The sequence below is a fragment of the Acrocarpospora phusangensis genome (assembly GCF_016862995.1).
Classification (GTDB): domain Bacteria; phylum Actinomycetota; class Actinomycetes; order Streptosporangiales; family Streptosporangiaceae; genus Acrocarpospora; species Acrocarpospora phusangensis.
This window is the reverse complement of sequence record NZ_BOOA01000078.1, coordinates 21,224-38,050: the sequence shown is the minus strand read 5'-3', so window position 1 is coordinate 38,050 and position 16,827 is coordinate 21,224. Positions and strand designations below refer to the sequence as shown.

General features: G+C 71.7%; 10 protein-coding genes and 1 pseudogene. 5 read left to right on the top strand and 6 right to left on the bottom strand.

The window, feature by feature from the left end:
• Window positions 1-568: 568 nt before the first annotated feature.
• Window positions 569-2,890 (top strand): annotated as a pseudogene (locus Aph01nite_RS33060) (PD-(D/E)XK nuclease family protein); the annotation flags it as partial.
• The gene (locus Aph01nite_RS33055) at window positions 2,884-6,123 is read left to right on the top strand and encodes an ATP-dependent helicase (RefSeq protein ID WP_204044968.1); all 3,240 of its coding nucleotides are present in this window, start codon (window positions 2,884-2,886) and stop codon (window positions 6,121-6,123) included. The pseudogene Aph01nite_RS33060 and the gene Aph01nite_RS33055, both read left to right, overlap by 7 nt.
• Here Aph01nite_RS33055 and Aph01nite_RS33050 read toward each other — a convergent pair.
• The 4 genes from Aph01nite_RS33050 to Aph01nite_RS33035 are packed head-to-tail and all read right to left on the bottom strand — an operon-like array spanning window position 6,102 to window position 11,490.
• Complete coding sequence (locus Aph01nite_RS33050; protein WP_204044967.1) at window positions 6,102-7,172, bottom strand: type III PLP-dependent enzyme domain-containing protein; 1,071 nt, start codon at window positions 7,170-7,172, stop codon at window positions 6,102-6,104. The genes Aph01nite_RS33055 and Aph01nite_RS33050 overlap by 22 nt on opposite strands.
• On the bottom strand, window positions 7,169-8,734 hold the full coding sequence (locus tag Aph01nite_RS33045; protein WP_204044966.1) for an IucA/IucC family protein: 1,566 nt from the start codon (window positions 8,732-8,734) through the stop codon (window positions 7,169-7,171). Before Aph01nite_RS33045 ends, Aph01nite_RS33050 begins: the two co-directional genes overlap by 4 nt.
• Window positions 8,735-8,737: 3 nt before the next feature.
• A complete protein-coding gene (locus Aph01nite_RS33040) occupies window positions 8,738-10,330 on the bottom strand; it encodes an IucA/IucC family protein (RefSeq protein WP_204044965.1) in 1,593 nt (530 codons plus the stop codon).
• Window positions 10,315-11,490 (bottom strand): ATP-grasp domain-containing protein, encoded by a 1,176-nt coding sequence (locus tag Aph01nite_RS33035; RefSeq protein ID WP_204044964.1) that lies wholly within the window; start codon window positions 11,488-11,490, stop codon window positions 10,315-10,317. Before Aph01nite_RS33035 ends, Aph01nite_RS33040 begins: the two co-directional genes overlap by 16 nt.
• A gap of 137 nt (window positions 11,491-11,627) precedes the next feature.
• Between Aph01nite_RS33035 and nudC the strand changes: the two genes are divergently transcribed.
• Window positions 11,628-12,539: an NAD(+) diphosphatase gene (nudC, locus tag Aph01nite_RS33030; protein ID WP_239162162.1), complete on the top strand. Its 912-nt coding sequence runs from the start codon at window positions 11,628-11,630 to the stop codon at window positions 12,537-12,539.
• A 26-nt stretch (window positions 12,540-12,565) separates the two neighbouring features.
• Here nudC and Aph01nite_RS33025 read toward each other — a convergent pair whose 3' ends face one another.
• On the bottom strand, window positions 12,566-12,802 hold the full coding sequence (locus Aph01nite_RS33025) for a mycoredoxin (RefSeq protein ID WP_239162161.1): 237 nt from the start codon (window positions 12,800-12,802) through the stop codon (window positions 12,566-12,568).
• Window positions 12,803-12,861: 59 nt separating this feature from the next.
• Window positions 12,862-13,767, bottom strand: coding sequence for an alpha/beta hydrolase (locus Aph01nite_RS33020; protein WP_239162160.1), 906 nt, complete (start codon window positions 13,765-13,767; stop codon window positions 12,862-12,864).
• Between the two features lie 126 nt (window positions 13,768-13,893).
• On the opposite strand from Aph01nite_RS33020, the gene Aph01nite_RS33015 reads away from it, so the two are divergent.
• Together Aph01nite_RS33015 and Aph01nite_RS33010 are read left to right on the top strand one after the other, a co-directional pair.
• Window positions 13,894-15,939 (top strand): ATP-dependent DNA helicase UvrD2, encoded by a 2,046-nt coding sequence (locus Aph01nite_RS33015; RefSeq protein ID WP_204044961.1) that lies wholly within the window; start codon window positions 13,894-13,896, stop codon window positions 15,937-15,939.
• On the top strand, window positions 15,936-16,805 hold the full coding sequence (locus Aph01nite_RS33010; RefSeq protein WP_204044960.1) for an acyl-CoA thioesterase: 870 nt from the start codon (window positions 15,936-15,938) through the stop codon (window positions 16,803-16,805). The genes Aph01nite_RS33015 and Aph01nite_RS33010 overlap by 4 nt, the downstream gene beginning before the upstream one ends.
• Window positions 16,806-16,827 lie beyond the last annotated feature (22 nt).

The following is a 16,827-nucleotide window of genomic DNA, read 5'->3' as shown; positions in this document are numbered from 1 at the left end:
TGGACCGGGGTCGGACCGCATGGCAGTCGAACCAGGTCGCGACGCGCGGGGTGGAACGGGGTTTCAGGACCGCATGGGAATTGGGTGGCAGGGCCGCGATCCGTGGACCGACTCGCCGTCCCAGGGTTATGGCACGAGGCCGGGGCAGGGCCCGCAGGTCCGTGGCAGGGGAACCGAAGCGCAGTCCCAGGGGCATCGTGCGGAGCACGGCGCCGAATCCGGGACATATGCCGGGCAAGGGGCGGAGCCTTGGGGACATCGTGCCGGTGACGGCTGGCGGCGCGCGCCGCAGTCGGCCACGTCAACGGGAGGGGCGGAGCCCTGGGGACATAGTGCCGAGGATGGAGCTGAGTCCCGGGGGCATCGTGCGGAAAACGGGGTGGATCCCGGGATGCGTCAAGCCGGAGGAGGGGCAAAGTCCGGGGTGCAGCGTGCCAGGGGAGCGACGGAGGCTGGGGTGCGGCCGGGCGGGGGACGGGCGGAGCCCAAGGGATGGCCGTCGGGGGGCGGGGCGGAGCCCCGGGGGGAGACAAAGGGTGGGTGGGTGGGGAGAGCCACTGGACGAGGCGTGACGAAGCGGGGTGGGCATCGGGATCTGGTGGCTGCGGAAGAAGGGGAGGAGGGGAGTGTTCGGGTCATCCTGGCGGACAGTGAGAGCCAGGAGGCCGCGGTGGTGGCGGACGTGTTGCGTCGGGCTCATCTGCTTGACGGAGTGCCGTGGTCCCGGATGGCGGTGTTGGTGCGGAGCGCCACGCGTCAGGTGCCGGTTCTGCGCAGGGCGTTGCTGACAGTCGGTGTTCCGGTGGTGGTCGCGGGGGACGAGGTTCCGCTGATCCAGGAGCCGGGGGTTCGTCCGTTGGTGACGTTGCTCCGGGCGGCCGTACGACCATCGGCTCTTGATGTCGCCACAGCGGAGGAGTTGCTGACGGGTCCCGTGGGGGCCACCGACATGATCGGTGTACGACGGCTCCGCCGCGCCCTCCGAGTCGCCGAGAACGAGGCGTTAGCCGCCGCAGCCCAGGGCGACCCCGTCATCGTGGGCGACCCATCCCCGGAACCCGCCCGGTCCGCCACCACGGAAAAGGAGTCGGCCCGCCCCGCCCCGACAGAAGAGGAGCCCGCTCAGCCCGCCACGACCGAAGCGGACGACGAAGAAGCACGGCAGCCGATGCTTCCCTTCGGAATGCGGTCCTCGGATGAGATGCTGATCGCCGCACTGCGGGACGAGCGCGAACTGGCACTCCTGGAACCCCACGTCGCCGCCCCCGCCGAACGCGTCGCCAAACTCCTGAAGGTGGCCCGCGAAGCCGCCCGCAAATCACAGACAGCCGAAGAAGTCCTCTGGGACGTCTGGCAAGCCTCCGGGCTCTCCGACAGATGGACCTCGACCAGCCTCGCCGGCGGCCCCCGAGGCGCCCAAGCCGACCGCGACCTCGACGGCGTCGTCTCCCTCTTCGACTACGCCGCGAAATTCGTCGACCGCCTCCCCAAAGCCGGCATAGAAGTCTTCCTGGACGACCTGGTGGCCCAGGAAATCCCCGCCACCTCCCTGGCGGCACAGGCCCCCGACGGCGAAGCGGTCCGCATCCTCACCGCCCACCGCTCCAAGGGCCTCGAATGGGATGTCGTAGTCGTCGCCGGCGTACAGGAAGGCGTCTGGCCCGACCTGCGCCTCCGCGGTTCCCTCCTCGGCACGGAAACACTCGTAGAAGTCTCCGACGGCTCCCCCCTGGACGGCACGGACGCCGTGAAAGCCGCCCTGGGCAGCAAGATGCTCTCCGAAGAACGCCGCCTCTTCTACGTAGCCGCCACCCGAGCGAGACGAAAACTGGTCGTCACCGCCGTCGGCGGCGAGGACGCCGAGGAACGCCCCTCCAGGTTCCTCTCCGAACTCATGCCCGGCGAACTCGAAACAGCCACCGTGGACGACCGCGCCCGCTGGCTGAGCATGCCCGCCCTGGTCGCCGACCTCCGCGCCACCGTCTGCGACCCCTCCCGCCCGGAACCCCTCCGCCGCGCCGCCGCCCGCCACCTGGCCCGCCTGGCCGAGGCGAACATCCCCGGCGCCGACCCCAAGACCTGGTACGCCCTGACCGAACTCTCCGACGACCGCCCCCTGGCCTGGCCCGACGACATCGTCAGCATCTCCCCGTCGGCCGTCGAGAACTTCACGAAATGCAGCCTCCGCTGGGTCCTGGAGACGGCCGTCGGCGCGGGCAGCGCCAGCGTCTCCCAGAGCCTAGGCACGATCATCCACGCCATCGCCGTCCTCGCCGCCGAGGACAACCCCGTCGACGCCCTCAACAGCCGCCTGGACGACATCTGGCACGAACTCGACTTCGGCGGCCTCTGGTTCAACCGCAAGCAGCGCCACGTCGCCGAGCAGATGGTCGAACGTTTCCTCCGCTGGCACGCCGAGAATCCCCGCGAGCTCATCGCCCCGGAGGAGGCGTTCACGGCCGTCGTCTCCGAGAACGTCATCATCAAGGGCCGCGTGGACCGCGTCGAACGCGACGGCGAGGGCCGCGCCGTGATCATCGACATCAAGACCGGGTCCAGCAAACCCAAGGACGACGAGCTCAACCGCCATCCCCAGCTCGGCGTCTACCAGCTCGCCACCCTGCTGGGCGCGTTCAAACGCCACGGCCTGGTGGAACCCGGCGGCGCCGCTCTCGTGCAGCTGGGCAAGGCGGCCGGCAAGGACGCCAAGGAGCAGCGGCAGGGCGCGCTCAGCGACGACGCCGAGCCCGGCTGGGCTGAGGACCTGGTCACCACGGTGGCCGCCGGCATGTCCTCCCAGCTCTTCGTGGCCAAGGTCAACGACGGCTGCCGTACCTGCGCCGCCAAGATCTCCTGCCCGGTCAACGACAGCGGAGGCCAGGTGTGCTGACCCCCGACGAGCTGGCCGCCAAGCTCGGCGTGCTGCCGCCGACCCCCGAGCAGGCCACGGTGATCGAGGCCGACCGGGAGCCGATGGTGGTCATCGCCGGCGCGGGCTCCGGCAAGAGCGAGACCATGGCCGGCCGCGTGGTCTGGCTGGTCGCCAACGGGTACGCCAGGCCGGAGCAGATCCTGGGCCTCACCTTCACCCGCAAGGCGGCGGGCGAACTGGCGGAACGGGTGCGCAAACGCCTGACCGGCCTGGTCTCGGCGGGCCTGATCGCCGACCTGGAGAGCGAGCCCACGGTCTCGACCTATCACGCGTACGCGGCCCGCCTGGTCACCGACCACGCCCTGCGCGAGGCGATGGAACCCACGATGCGCCTGGTCACACCCGCAGTGGCCTGGCAGCTGGCCTCCCGCGTGGTCGGCCAGTACGACGGCCCGATGGACCACATCGACCTGGGCCCGGCCAGCGTGACGGCCGCCGTGCTCGAACTGGCCGGGGAGCTCTCCGAGCACCTGCGCGGCGTCGACGACGTGTACGCCACCGGCGACTGGCTGAAGGAACGCCTGGCCGCCCTCCCCGGCCGGATCACCCTCCCGCAGCAGAAGCCCGTGAAGGTGCAGGTCATCCGGGAGCAGCTGCTTCCGCTGGTCCAGGCGTACCAGCGGGTGAAGCGGAACCGGGAGGTCATCGACTACGGCGACCAGATGGCGCTGGCCGCGCGGATCGCGGCGAACCATCCCGAAGTGGGGCAGCTGGAGCGGGAGCGGTTCACGATCGTGCTCCTGGACGAGTACCAGGACACCAGCCACGCCCAGCTGGTGCTGCTGCGCGCCCTGTTCGGCGGCGGCCACCCGGTTACGGCGGTCGGCGACCCCTGCCAGTCCATCTACGGCTGGCGTGGCGCCTCCGCCGGCAATCTGACCCGTTTCCCCGAGGATTTCCGTACCACGCGGGGCGAGTCGGCCCCCGTCCGGCAGCTCTCGGTCAGTTTCCGCAACGGCGAGCGCATCCTGGACGTGGCCGCCCGGGTCCAGGCCGACCTGCGCCGGGAGGCGGCCGAGGTGCCCGTCCTGGTCCCGGGCGAGAACCGCGCCGACCGGGGCCGGGTGATCTGCGCCTTCCACGAGACCGCCGAGGACGAGGCCGCCTGGATCGCCGACGGCATCGCCGGCACGCTCGGCCAGGAGACCGCGCCCGACGGCCTCCCGTGGGGGGAGGGCGAACGCGCGAAGGCCAAATCCAGCCTGTACGGCGGCCCGTATGCCGTACAGCCGCAGGACGTGGCGATTCTGGCGCGCAAACGTTCGCAGTTCCCCGCGATCCGGCGAGCGCTGGAAGCGCGTGACATTCCGGTGGAGGTGGTGGGCCTGGGCGGTCTGCTCACCGTGCCGGAGGTCGCCGACATCGTGGCCACGCTCCGCGTCATGTACGACCCGAGCGCCGGCGACGCGCTCGTCCGGCTGCTGGCGGGACCCCGCTGGCGGATCGGCCCGGCCGACCTGAAGGTCCTGGGCGAGCTGGCCAGGGATCTCAACCGCGACGCCGCGTACCGGCCGAACCAGGACCCGCTGGAGCAGGTCGTCGCCGACCTGGAGGCCGAGCGGGGCAGCCTGATCGACGCGCTCGACGAGCTGCCCGACCAGGAGGAGTGGCGGGCCCGATTCTCCGAGCGTGCCCGGGAGCGCCTGCCCGCGCTGGCCCTGGAGCTGCGCCTGCTGCGCTCGCACGCCGCGCAGCCGCTGCCCGACCTGATCGGCGAGGTGGAACGCCGGCTCGCCCTGGACGTGGAGGTGGCCAGCCGGGGCGGCAGCCCGCTGGCCGCCCGCGCCGACCTGGACGCCTTCCAGGACGCGGCCGCCCGTTTCGCCGGCGACGCGGAGGACCCCACCCTGGGCGCGTTCCTCGCCTACATCAAGGCGGCGGAGAGCGAGGAGTTCGGCCTGGAGCAGGGCCGCGTCGGCGAGACCAACAGCGTCAAGCTGATGACCGTGCACGCCGCGAAGGGCCTGGAGTGGCCGGTCGTGGTGGTGCCCGGCCTGTCCCAGCTGACCACCCAGCGCGGCGGCCTGGCCAAGGGCAGCATCTTCCCCGCCACCCCGGTGACCAACTCCCGCTGGACCGAGAACCCCCGCAAACTCCCGTACGGGCTGCGCGGCGACAGCGCGGACCTGCCCGAGCTGACCGGCCTGGACAAGGAGGCCCTGGCCGACTTCGACGAGCAGTGCAGGGAACGCGACCTGCGCGAGGAGCGGCGGCTGGCCTACGTGGGCGTGACCCGGGCGCACTACCTGCTGATCGCCTCCGGTTACCGCTGGGGCAGTTCGTCCAAGCCGCTGGAGCCGTCCGCGTTCCTTGAGGAGGTCAGGGAGTACGCGAGTGCCGTACCCCGCTGGACCGAGGGGGAGGTCGACGAGAACCCGCTGCTGGCCGAGCCGCCGGAGGCCGTCTGGCCGCAGGTCGTGGTCCAGGACTCGATCAAGGAGGGCGCGGCCATGGTGGCGGCGGCCATGGACGGCCTGTCGGAGGAGGGCGAGGGCGAGGTGAAGGAGTGGGAGCGCGAGCGCATGCGCTCCTGGTCCCGGGACACCGAACTGCTGCTGCGCGAGCGGGACCGCCGCCGCGAGTCCGGGGTGGTCGAGCTGCCGGTCCGGCTGTCGGTGTCGTCTCTGGTGACGCTCGCCCAGGATCCGTCGGGTTTCGCCAGGCAGGTCCGGCGTCCGCTGCCGCGCAAGCCCACGCCGCTGACCCGCCGGGGCACCTCGTTCCACCGCTGGCTGGAGTCCCGCTGGGGCCAGCAGCGCCTGATCGACGAGTTCGAGCTGCCCGGCGCGGCCGACGCGATCTCCGAGGCCGACCTGCGCCTGACCGAGCTGCGCGCCAAGTTCGAGCAGAGCCGCTGGGCCGCCCTCACCCCGGTCGATCTGGAGGTCCCGTTCGAGACGGTGATCGCCGACCGGCTGGTCCGGGGCCGCATGGACGCCGTGTTCCGGGAGCGGGACGGGTATGTCGTGGTCGACTGGAAGACCGGTGAACGCCCGCGCGGCGGGGCGGCGAGGACGGCGGCGATCCAGCTCGCCGCGTACCGGCTGGCGTGGGCGCAGCTCTCGAACACCCCGCTGGCGAAGGTGAGCGCCGCCTTCCACTACGTCCGGGCCAACCAGACCGTGCGCCCGGTGGACCTGATGGAGTCCGAGGACCTCACCGCCCTGATCTACGAGATTCCCGAGACGTAGTGGAACTCCGGTTTCGGGTGCATGAGGAAGTCGTGGTGGGAGATGTTCCACGCGTACGCCCCGGCCATCTCGAACGCCACGACGTCGCCCACCGCCAGCGCGGCCGGGACCTGCCGGGCGAAGACGTCCTTGGGGGTGCACAGCTGGCCCACCAGGGTGACGGGCTCCGAAGCGCCGGATGAGCCGAACACGGTGAACGGCTGGTTGTGTCCCTTGGTGACCGGTGTGCGCAGGTGGTGGGTGCCGCCGGTGAGGATCGCGAAGAGTTCCCCGTGTACGCGTTTGAGGTCGAGGACTTTGGTGAGGTACCAGCCGCAGTAGGCGGTCATCGCGCGCCCGGGTTCGATCCGCAGCGTCTCCGGCGTTCCGGCCAGGCCCCGGCCGTACGCGGCCCAGTCGAAGCGGTGGTCCGGATCCTGGTAGTCGACGGCCATGCCGCCGCCCAGGTTGATCTCGGCGGCGCCGATCTCCCGGGCGTACGCGATCACGGCCGTGGCCAGCTTGAGCAGGTCGGGCGCGTCCAGGCCGCTGGCCAGGTGGGCGTGCAGGCCGCGGAGGCGGACCGGGCCGCCGACGAGTTCCAGGCATTCCCGGATGCCGGCCGGGTCCATGCCGAACGGTGTCGCGCCGCCGCCCATGGCGAGCGCGGCCCCGGCCACGGGCACGTCCAGGTTGGCGCGGAGCAGCACGTCCACGGGATGCTCGCGTGTCAGCAGGCGGCGCAGCTCGTTGGGGCTCTCCACGTGCAGGCGGTGCGGGGTCAGCGTCAGGTCGGCGTCGGTCTTGCCCGGCCCGCCGAAGGCGATCCTGGAATCCGGCAGCAGCGACCGCACGTGCGCGAACTCGCCGCCGGACGACACCTCGAAGCCGTCCACATGCGGCGCGATCACCCGCAGCAGGCGCGGATCCGGATTCGCCTTCACCGCGTAGTAGATCTCGATTCCCGGGAGCGCGTCCCGGATCGCCGCCGCGTGGGCGTCCAGTCCCGCCAGGTCGTATACGTAGGCCGGGACGTCGCCGAGCCGTTCCGCCACCCCGAGCAGCGTCATGCGAGCCTCGCCAGCGGGTTCGCGACCGGCACGTAGGTCGCGTGCCGGTCGGCGGCGCGGGACCAGCGCACGGTCAGGTTGGCCTTGGCCGGCAGCGGAATCCCGGCCAGCAGGTTGACCAGGGGCTGCGGCCAGCCGCGGGTGTCGGCGTAGGAGGCGAGGATGTCGGCGGCGGCGGCCCACAGCTCGCGCAGCGCGCACGCGCCCTCCAGGGTCGCCGCGATCTCGGCCAGGTGGTTCACGAACAGGCAGTAGACGACCCGGTTCCAGCCCCGTTCCGCGTCGTACGTCAGTGCCGCCGCCACCTCGGGAGCCAGCCCCGACAGGTCGTGCCCGACCAGCTTCGTGCCCTCCAGGTCCCGGAAGATCGCCTCCACCGGCATGCCGTCGCCGTCCAGCCCCACCAGCACGTTCTGCAGGTGCGGCTCCAGCACCACCCCGTGCCGGACGTACGCGTCGAGCACCGGCAGCGCCACCCGCTCCACGTACGCCACCCACCACGCCATCGGATCGGCCCGGCGCAGATCCCGTACGGCCAGCGCCCCCGCCAGCACCGGCGTCACCCCGCTGCCCGAACGCCCCCACGGGCTGCACCGCACCAGCACCCCGAGCCCTTCCAGCAGCGGCAGGCCGAGGTCGGCCGACCGGTAGCCGGGCTCCGGCAGCCACCGCGTGCCCGGGAACGTCTCCGCCAGGTCGTCGAAGACGGGGGCCAGCCGCCGGGACAGCTCCACCGAGCCGGCCAGCTCGTACCAGGCGTTCTTCCGTACGCAGTTGGTGATGCGCACGTCCAGGCTGAACTTCAGGCATTTGTCCAGGTCCGGCTCGTAGACCGTACGGACCGAGGAGGTGGGGGTGGCGAGCGCGGCGGTGTGGCCGAGGTCGATCAGGCGTCCGTCCAGCGGCGGATCCAGCAGCTCGAACTGCCACGGGTGCACGGGCAGCGGCGCGTACCCGTCGGGGGCCGTGCCCAGCCGGTCCAGCGCGCTCGCGTCGCCCTCCTCGACCAGCACGTCGCGCCGGACCCCCAGCAGCCGCAGCGGAAACCGCGCGTACGCCTCCGGCGCGTAGCTCAGCCAGTCGCCCCTGGCGGCCGTCCGCGCCTTCGGCGTGGGGTGGAAGGCGTGCCCGAGCAGCAGCGACTGCTCGGAGGCGAGCCACGGGTCCGGCGAGGGCGCGGCCTGCTCCCGGGCCGACGCCAGAGCCTCCAGCACCGACCTGCTGGAGGCCACCTGCGCGGCGAACTCCGGATTGTCCCCGCCCAGTTCGGCCGTGACCAGCTCGACCAGCGCCGCCGACGTCAGCGGCTCCCAGACGCCGTCGCGCAGCCGCTCGGCCGGGCCCAGCCGCAGCGCGATCCCGCCGCCCGACCTGGCCCGCACCCAGCTGCCGCCCAGCTCCAGCAGCAGGTGCTCGTCCGACGGCCAGACATGTCCGCGCGGTCCCGCCACCTCCCGCACGCAGCACCTCAGCAGCGCGGCGACGGTGGCCCGCTCCGCGACGTCCGCCGCGGGATCGTCTTCCTGCGGCGTCGCGGGGGCGTCGATGACCAGGCGGTCCATGGATCAGCCGCTCCTAAGCGTGAGGTAGTTGGGGCCACTGGTTCCGTAGAACTTGTTGATGTCCCGGGCGCCGGTGCGGCTCTTGTCCACGAGGGTGCCCGCCGTGACCATGGATTTGCCGACCAGCCTGGCGGCGTCCAGGGTCCTGGCCCGCAGCAGGCGGGCCGTGGGGTCGTCGCCGAACGCGTCCAGGGCTTCGGCAAGGGTGGCGCGCACCAGGTCCGCCGTGCCGAGCGCGCCGACCGTTATGGCGGCGGCGGCCAGGTGCAGGGTGATCGTGACGAACACGTCGGCGAGCGCGTGCGGGTCGTCGGTCAGCATGCGCTGGTCCCCGAAGGCCGGAACGTCCAGGCCGGTGGCGGCCAGCCGGTCCCGCGCCGCCAGCAGGCCGTCGTTGTCCTTGACCAGCAGGCGCATCGGGCCGTCGCCGAAGACCAGGGCGAGGTTCTGCTGGTGGGCTTCGAGGGCGATGCCGTACCGAACGAACAGGGTGACGTTCCAGGTGAACAGGCAGGTCAGGTAGTCGCGCAGAAGGGCGGCCAGGTCGCCGCCGTAGTGGCGGGCGGCGAGGTCGGGTAACACGCCGGGCGCGGCCAGGGCGGCCACCGAGACGATCTCCCCGGCCGGTAGGCGGCGGATCATCCAGGCCAGGTACTCCTCGCCCGCGTGCCCGTAGGTCTGCTCGCCGGCCAGCAGCACCCGCAGGCCGGGCTCCCGGTCGAGCACCCCCCGCAGCAGCCGCTCGGCCTCGGCGCCGTCCCGCAGCGTGCCGGGCCGGATCGACCTGCGGTTGCGGGCGCCCAGCGTGCTGGTCGCCAGCGGCAGCTTCAGGTGCGTACGCGCGTCCACCTCCACCGTCCGCATCGACAGCGTCGGCCGCACCCGCAGGTACGGCCGGGGCCCCACGATCACGCCCGGCAGGCTGGCCACCGTCAGCGGATGCACCGGGAACAGCACATGCGTGCCCAGCTCCGGCAGGCCGACGTCGGCGAAGGACGGCCAGAACTCCCCGAACCCGCGCGCGACGACGTCGTCCCTGGGCACGGCCGCCCAGCGCAGCTCGAACTCCGGCGAGAACTCCGGCGCGTACGCCAGCAACTCCTCCGAATCCAGGCCCGACCGGCACCGGGCGGTCGGATAGATCGGGTGGTCCACGCAGGCCGCCAGCGCCTCGTAGCCGATCGTGGTGCGATCGATCTCGAGGGGTCGCTGCCGGCGGTCGTACAGGTCGAGGGCGAGCAGCGTCTCCCGGCACTCCTCGGCGAACGCGGCCACGCCCGTCGCGTCGGCGGGCTCGGCCACCTCGGCCAGCGTCTCCAGCACCTCGTCGAGCCCCAGATCCTCCCCGGGCGTCACCACGAAGTCCTGGAAGAGCCCGGCGAAACCGCCCGAAGTGAGGCGCACCTTGCGCCCGGAGGCCAGCGCCAGCGCCACCCCCGCCTTGTCCCGGGTGACCCGCGCCGCCAGCCCGCCGTAGTCCTCCCGCAGCAGCGCGTTCAGCACCCGCCCCGCCAGGTACGCCTCCCGCTCCGGGACCGCCCGCACCACCCGCCGGGCCCGGGACCGGCGGCGCAGCGAGATCACGAGATCACCCATGGTTGCTCCTCACAGAACCGGCGTACGGCGTCGTCGACGGCCGCCGGATCGGGCGCGATCACCCGGAGCAGGCCCAGGTAGTCGCGGTTGGTGTGGGTGAGCCGCACGTAGTCGCCCAACGCCCGGACGGGGTTGTGCCAGACCTGTGCCGCACCCATCGCCAGTTCCTGCGCGGGCGGCGCCGCGGTGACCGTCCCCGTCCGCTCGGCGAGCAGACTGACGGCCGCGCCGTGCCCGCGCAGCCCCTCCGATATTTCCGATATTTCGTATATGTCGGCTATTGGTTCGCCGGCGTGCAGGCGGAGGATCCACTGGAACAGCGGGACGCCCAGCAGGTCGGCCAGGAGGAAGTCGCAGTTGTCGCCGATGACCCGGTAGTTGATCTCGATGATCCGGGGGCCGTCCGGGGTCAGCACGTACTCGGTGTGGCAGGCGCCGAAGCCGGCCCCGACCGCCTTCAGCGCGGCCAGCACGTGGTCCCGGCCGGGCACGTCCGGCCCGGCCCAGTCCAGGCGTTCCTCCACGAAGTGCGGCAGCGGCCCCAGAGTCGTGCGGAAGCCGCCCAGAACCCGGATCTCCCGCCCGTCCCCGATCGTCTCCAGGGTCAGCAGCGGCCCCTCCAGGTACTCCTCCGCGACCAGGGTCTCGCCGGGACGCCGCGCCTTGACCGCCGTCACGGTGGTCCACAGTTCCCTGGCGTTCCTGGCCAGGAGCACGTCCTCGCTGGCCACGCCCTCCCTGGGCTTGATCACCACCGGGCCGTGCCAGTCGGTGGGGGGCGGGTCGCCGGGCGGGAGCCGTACCGAGCGGACGGACTCGACTCCTGCCAGGGCGAGCGTCCGGCGGGTCAGCGACTTGTTCTTGGCGGTCAGGCACGCCCGCCAGTCCTTACCTGGCAGGCCGAAATAGGATGCGGCCAGGGCGATTTCCGCCTGGATATGGTCGGAGTTGCTGAAGACCACGTCCGGCGGGTGGTGCCGGGCGATGGTGTCGATCACCGCCCGGGTGTCCCGCACGTCCGTCCCGATCGTCTCCCGCCCCGGATAACGCTCGGGCCGGTCGGTCAGGACGGTGACCTCCCATCCGAGTGAGTCCGCCGCAGGCAGGAACCCAGAAACAACCGAATCGGTGGGATTGAGGGTGGCGAGGTACAGCCGCAACGAAGTCCCCCGAAGTAAGGCTTACCTAACTCCGCCATGGTAGTCGATCACTTTGCGATGTGAGCGGCTAATCGACCGGCCGGAATTCCGGGGAGCCTGGACCATTGTGGACGCCGAGATGAGGAAGGATAAAGCCTGTGGAGATCTCTGAGGGCCTACTCGGGCCGCTACTCCTGGCGCGCAGCACGATCGACAGGTCCGCGGTGCTGCGCCAGGACGCCGCCTGGCTGGAACGTGCCTGGGCCGACGACCGGACCCGAGTGGCCCTCGTGCACAACGGGGACACCCTGCTCAGGCAGGACGAGGGGAGCGCCGAACTGGTGCTGTTCACCCCCGCCGAGGCGCCGGACGGGCAGCGCTATCTGCTCGGGGTGGACGCCGGGAACATCGCCTATTTCGCCGTACGGACCGAGCTGCCGGAGACCGACGGCACGAAGGTGGCCGGGCTGCGGCAGGCCGGGGCACTGCTGGGGGACCGGGACGCCGGCCTGCTCGTCTACGCGGTGGCGCTGGAGGCCTGGCACGGCAGCCACCAGTTCTGCCCGCAGTGCGGGAGCCGTACCGAGGTGACCGCGGGCGGGCACGTGCGGACCTGCCCGCAGGACGGCAGCCAGCACTTCCCCCGGGTGGACCCCGCCGTGATCATGGCGGTCCACGACGATGACGACCGCATCCTGCTGGCCCGCGGCCCGCAGTGGCCGGAAGGCCGCATGTCGGTGCTCGCCGGATTCGTGGAGCCGGGCGAATCGCTCGAACAGGCCGTCATCCGCGAAGTCCTCGAAGAGGTCGGCGTCACCGTCAAGGCCCCGCGCTACCTCGGCAGCCAGCCCTGGCCGTTCCCGCGCAGCCTCATGCTCGGCTTCTTCGCCCGCGCCGCCACCACCGAACTCACCCGCGATCCGGAAGAGATCGCCGAGGCCCGCTGGTTCAGCCGCACCGAACTCCTGGCCGCCCTGGAGAGCGGCGCCCTGCGCCTGCCGCCCCCGGTCTCGATCGCCCGGCGGCTGATCGAGACCTGGTACGGCGACGCACTGATCGGCGACTGGTGACGGGGACTGGCTGGGACTGATTGGAACTACAGCCCCAGCCGCGCCTTCACTTCGATGACGGACGGGTTGGTGGACGCCGTCCCGTCCGGGAACACCACGGTCGGGACGGTCCTGTTCCCGTTGTTGACACTCATGACGAAATGGGCTGCTTCGGGTTCCCGCTCGATGTCGATCTCCCGGTAGGAGATGCCTTCACGCGTCAGCTGGCTCTTGAGCCGCTTGCAGGGGCCACACCACGTGGTGGTGTATACCGTGAGCGCCATGTTCGTCCCTTTCATTTAGGCGACATTGGCAACACGGGGGCGATCGTCGATGTTCCCGGTCAGCTGGCGAGTCTCGCGATGATCCACGACTGCACGGTCTCGGCCACACCGGGCTCCCGGTAGAGCGGGCTGCTGTGCTGGATTCCGGGCACCGCCCGGATGGTCATCGGCACCCCGGCCTCGTTCAGCGCCTGCTTCAGCATCTCGCTCTGGTACGGCGGCACGAACTCGTCGGTGGAGTGCACGCTCAGCATCGGCGCGTCCGCGGCGCTGGCGTGCAGCGGCACCTCCATGCTGGCCCAGACGCGCGGGCACTTGGTCGGGTCGCAGCCGCCGGCCAGCGCGATGGTCGCCTTGCGTAACTTGCGCTGCTCGAACGTCGCGCCCAGGTCGCCGTCCTCGTACGCGGTCTGCGGCGACACCACCGGCGAGATGCCGACCACGCCGCGCAGCCCGGGCACCCCGTCGCCGTACGTGCCGACCGCCGCCGCGATGTGGCCGCCCGCCGAGAAGCCGATCATCGCGTACCGGTTCGGGTCGAAGTTGAACTGGGCCGCGTGCCGCCGGACCGTGGCGATCGCGTCGATCGCGTCCACCCGCTGGGCCGGCCAGGCCGCGTCCTGCGCCAGCCGGTAGTTGATGTTGACGACCACGTAGCCGAGCTGGAAGTAGCTCCGGCTCACCTCGGTCATGTACTTCTTGTCGCCGCCGGACCACCAGCCGCCGTGGACCACGAAGACGGCCGGGCGGACGACGCCGTCCTTGCGCCACCAGATGTCCATGCGCTGGCGCTGGTGCTTGCCGTACGCGAAGGTGGCGCGGTCCTCCAGAGACGCGGTGACGGTCTCGGTAGGGGTCGGCGAGGGAGTCGGGTCGCCCCAGACGGGCGTCGCGGACGCGGGCGCGGGCGAGGAGAGGATCACCGCAGCCAGAGCGAGCGCACCGAATCCAACGGCTGTTCTCAAGGTCCTCGTTCCTCCCGCGCAGGATTCCTGTTTGCCTCTGGCTGACCCGGTCCTGAGACACTCTTGGTCGGCTGCTGGAAGGATGATGCCAGCAGATCCGGTCATCCGCACGTTGGGGAGCGCTTTTTGGACGTTCTGGAGGGTCTCGATCCGGAACAGCGTGAGGTCGCCCTGGCGGTGCGCGGGCCGGTCTGCGTGCTCGCGGGGGCCGGAACTGGGAAAACTCGGGCAATCACCCACCGGATCGCCCACGCGGTCCAGGACGGTGGCGTAGATCCGCAGAGTGTGCTCGCGGTCACGTTCACCACGCGCGCGGCCGGCGAGCTCAAGCAGCGGCTGCGCGGGCTGGGCGCGCCCGGGGTGCAGGCCAGGACCTTCCACGCGGCGGCGCTCCGCCAGCTCACCTACTTCTGGCCGCGCGTCATCGGCGGCGACCCCCCGCAGGTGGTGGAGTCCAAGCTCCCGCTGCTGATCGAGGCCGCCCGGCTGCTGCGCCGCAACCCCGACCGGGCCGAGCTGCGGGACGTGGCCGCCGAGATCGAGTGGGCCAAGGTCACCCAGGTCGCCCCGGAGGACTACCCGGCCGCCGCCGTCAAGGCCCGCCGCACGCCGCCCGTCCCCGCCGACCAGCTGGTCCGCCTCTACGAGGGGTACGAGAACCTCCGCCGCACCCGCCACCTCGTCGACTTCGAGACCATCCTCGAACTCACCGCCGCCGTGATGACCGAGCACCGCGAGGTGGCCGCCCAGATCCGCGGCCAGTACCGGTACTTCGTCGTGGACGAGTACCAGGACGTCAACCCGCTGCAGAAGCTCCTGCTCGACACCTGGCTGGGCGGCCGGGACGACCTGTGCGTGGTCGGCGACCCGAACCAGACCATCTACTCCTTCACCGGGGCGACCCCGCACTACCTGAGCAACTTCGCGGTGGAGCACCCGGGCGCGACCGTGGTCCGCCTCGTCCGCGACTACCGCTCCACGCCCGAGGTCGTCACCCTCGCCAACCGGATCATGAGCAAGTCGGTGCACCGGCTCGACCTCGTCGCGCAGCGTCCCCCCGGGCCGCAGCCGGTCTTCTCGGAGTACGACGACGAGCCCGCCGAGGCCCTCGGGGTGGCCCTCACGGTCAAGAAGCTGATGGCCGACGGCGTGCCCACCCGCGAGATCGCGGTGCTGTTCCGGATCAACGCCCAGTCGGAGGCGTACGAGCAGGCGTTCACCGACGCCGGGGTGCCCTACCTGCTGCGCGGCGCGGAGCGCTTCTTCGAGCGGCCCGAGGTCCGGCAGGCCGTCGTGCTGCTGCGCGGGGCCGCCCGCTCGGCCAACGACGCGGAGCCGCTGGCGCCCGCCGTACACGCCATTCTGGCCGGAATCGGGCTTTCCCATGAGCCGCCCGCCGGCGGGACCGCACGGGCCAAATGGGAGTCGCTCAACGCCCTCGCCGAACTCGCCGAGGACATGGCCGCGACCGGGGCGGATCTGCCCCGGTTCGTCGCCGAGCTGGAGCGCCGGGCCAGCGAGCAGCACGCGCCCCCGCTGGAGGGCGTGACCCTCGCCTCGCTGCACGCCGCCAAGGGCCTGGAATGGGACGCCGTCTTCCTGGTCGGGGCCACCGACGGCATGATCCCCATCGTCTACGCCGAGACGCCCGAGCAGATCGAGGAGGAACGGCGGCTGCTCTACGTCGGCGTCACCCGCGCCCGCGAGCACCTGCACATCTCCTGGGCGCTGGCCCGCACCCCGGAGGCCCGCCGCGTCCGCCGCCCGTCCCGCTTCCTGGACGGGCTCTCTCCCCGTACGGCTCCGCCCGTCCCCCGGCCGGAACGACCGGCCGCGCCCCGGCGTGCGATGGCCGCGCCCATCGGCTGCCGGGTCTGCGGCCGCACCCTGGCCCTGGCCGCCGAACAGAAGCTCGGGCGCTGCGCGACCTGCCCCGCCCACTACGACGAGGCGCTGCTGGAGGGCCTCAAGTCCTGGCGGGCCGGCGTGGCCAAGGAGACCAAGGTCCCCACGTACGTGGTCTTCACGGACGTGACGTTGCAGGCGATCGCGGAACGGGTGCCCACCACCGAGGAAGAGCTGCTCTCCATAGCCGGTATCGGCAGGGTAAAACTGGACCGATACGGTCAAGCCGTACTGGAACTGTGTCGGAAGGTGGGGGAGGACGGGTGAACTCGGCGCTCAAGGAGGTGCTCGACCTGCTCGACCTGGAGCAGATCGAGGTGAACATCTTCCGCGGGAGGTCGCCGGAGGAGCGCATCCAGCGGGTCTTCGGCGGGCAGGTGGCGGCGCAGGCGCTGGTGGCCGCGGGCCGTACCGTGCCGGATCAGCGGGACGTGCACTCGCTGCACGCGTACTTCATCCGGCCCGGCGACCCCGCCATCCCGATCGTCTACAACGTGGAACGCGTCCGCGACGGCCGCTCCTTCACGACCCGCCGGGTGCAGGCCATCCAGCACGGCAAGGCCATCTTCACCATGTCGGTCTCCTTCCACATCGCCGAGACCGGCGTGCACCACCAGGCCGCCGTCATGCCCGCCGCGCCCGACCCCGAGACCCTCGCGCCCTTCCAGGAGCGCATGCGCGCCGTCGTCGGCGACAACCCCGAATGGCGGGACTGGCTGAGCAAGCCCCGCGCCGTGGACGCCCGCTACGTCAACGCCCTCACCTGGGAAGCCCAGAAGGACCCCAGCCTGATCAGCCCCGAGAACAGCGTCTGGTTCCGCTACGACGCCGACCTCCCCGACGACCCGCTCCTGCACGTCGTCCTCGCCGCGTACGCCTCCGACTTCACCCTCGTCGACACCGTCCTGCTCGCCCACGGCCTCGCCTGGGGCGCCTCCAACGTCACCGGCGCCTCCCTCGACCACGCCATGTGGTTCCACCGGCGTTTCCGGGTGGACGAGTGGGTCCTGTACGCCCAGGAGTCACCCTGGTCCGGCCACGCCCGCGGCCTCGCCCAGGGCCAGATGTTCACCGCCGCCGGGGACCTCGCGGTATCGGTCGTCCAGGAGTGCATGATCCGGGTGAGCGGCTGACACACGGGCTGCGAGTCCTCGG

Excerpts from the sequence above, each read along its gene's own strand:
- Aph01nite_RS33040 (WP_204044965.1), bottom strand. The coding sequence starts at position 10,330 with ATGGGTGATCTCGTGATCTCGCTGCGCCGCCGGTCCCGGGCCCGGCGG.
- Aph01nite_RS33050 (WP_204044967.1), bottom strand. The coding sequence starts at position 7,172 with ATGACGCTGCTCGGGGTGGCGGAACGGCTCGGCGACGTCCCGGCCTAC.
- Aph01nite_RS33025 (WP_239162161.1), bottom strand. The coding sequence starts at position 12,802 with ATGGCGCTCACGGTATACACCACCACGTGGTGTGGCCCCTGCAAGCGG.
- Aph01nite_RS33045 (WP_204044966.1), bottom strand. The coding sequence starts at position 8,734 with ATGGACCGCCTGGTCATCGACGCCCCCGCGACGCCGCAGGAAGACGAT.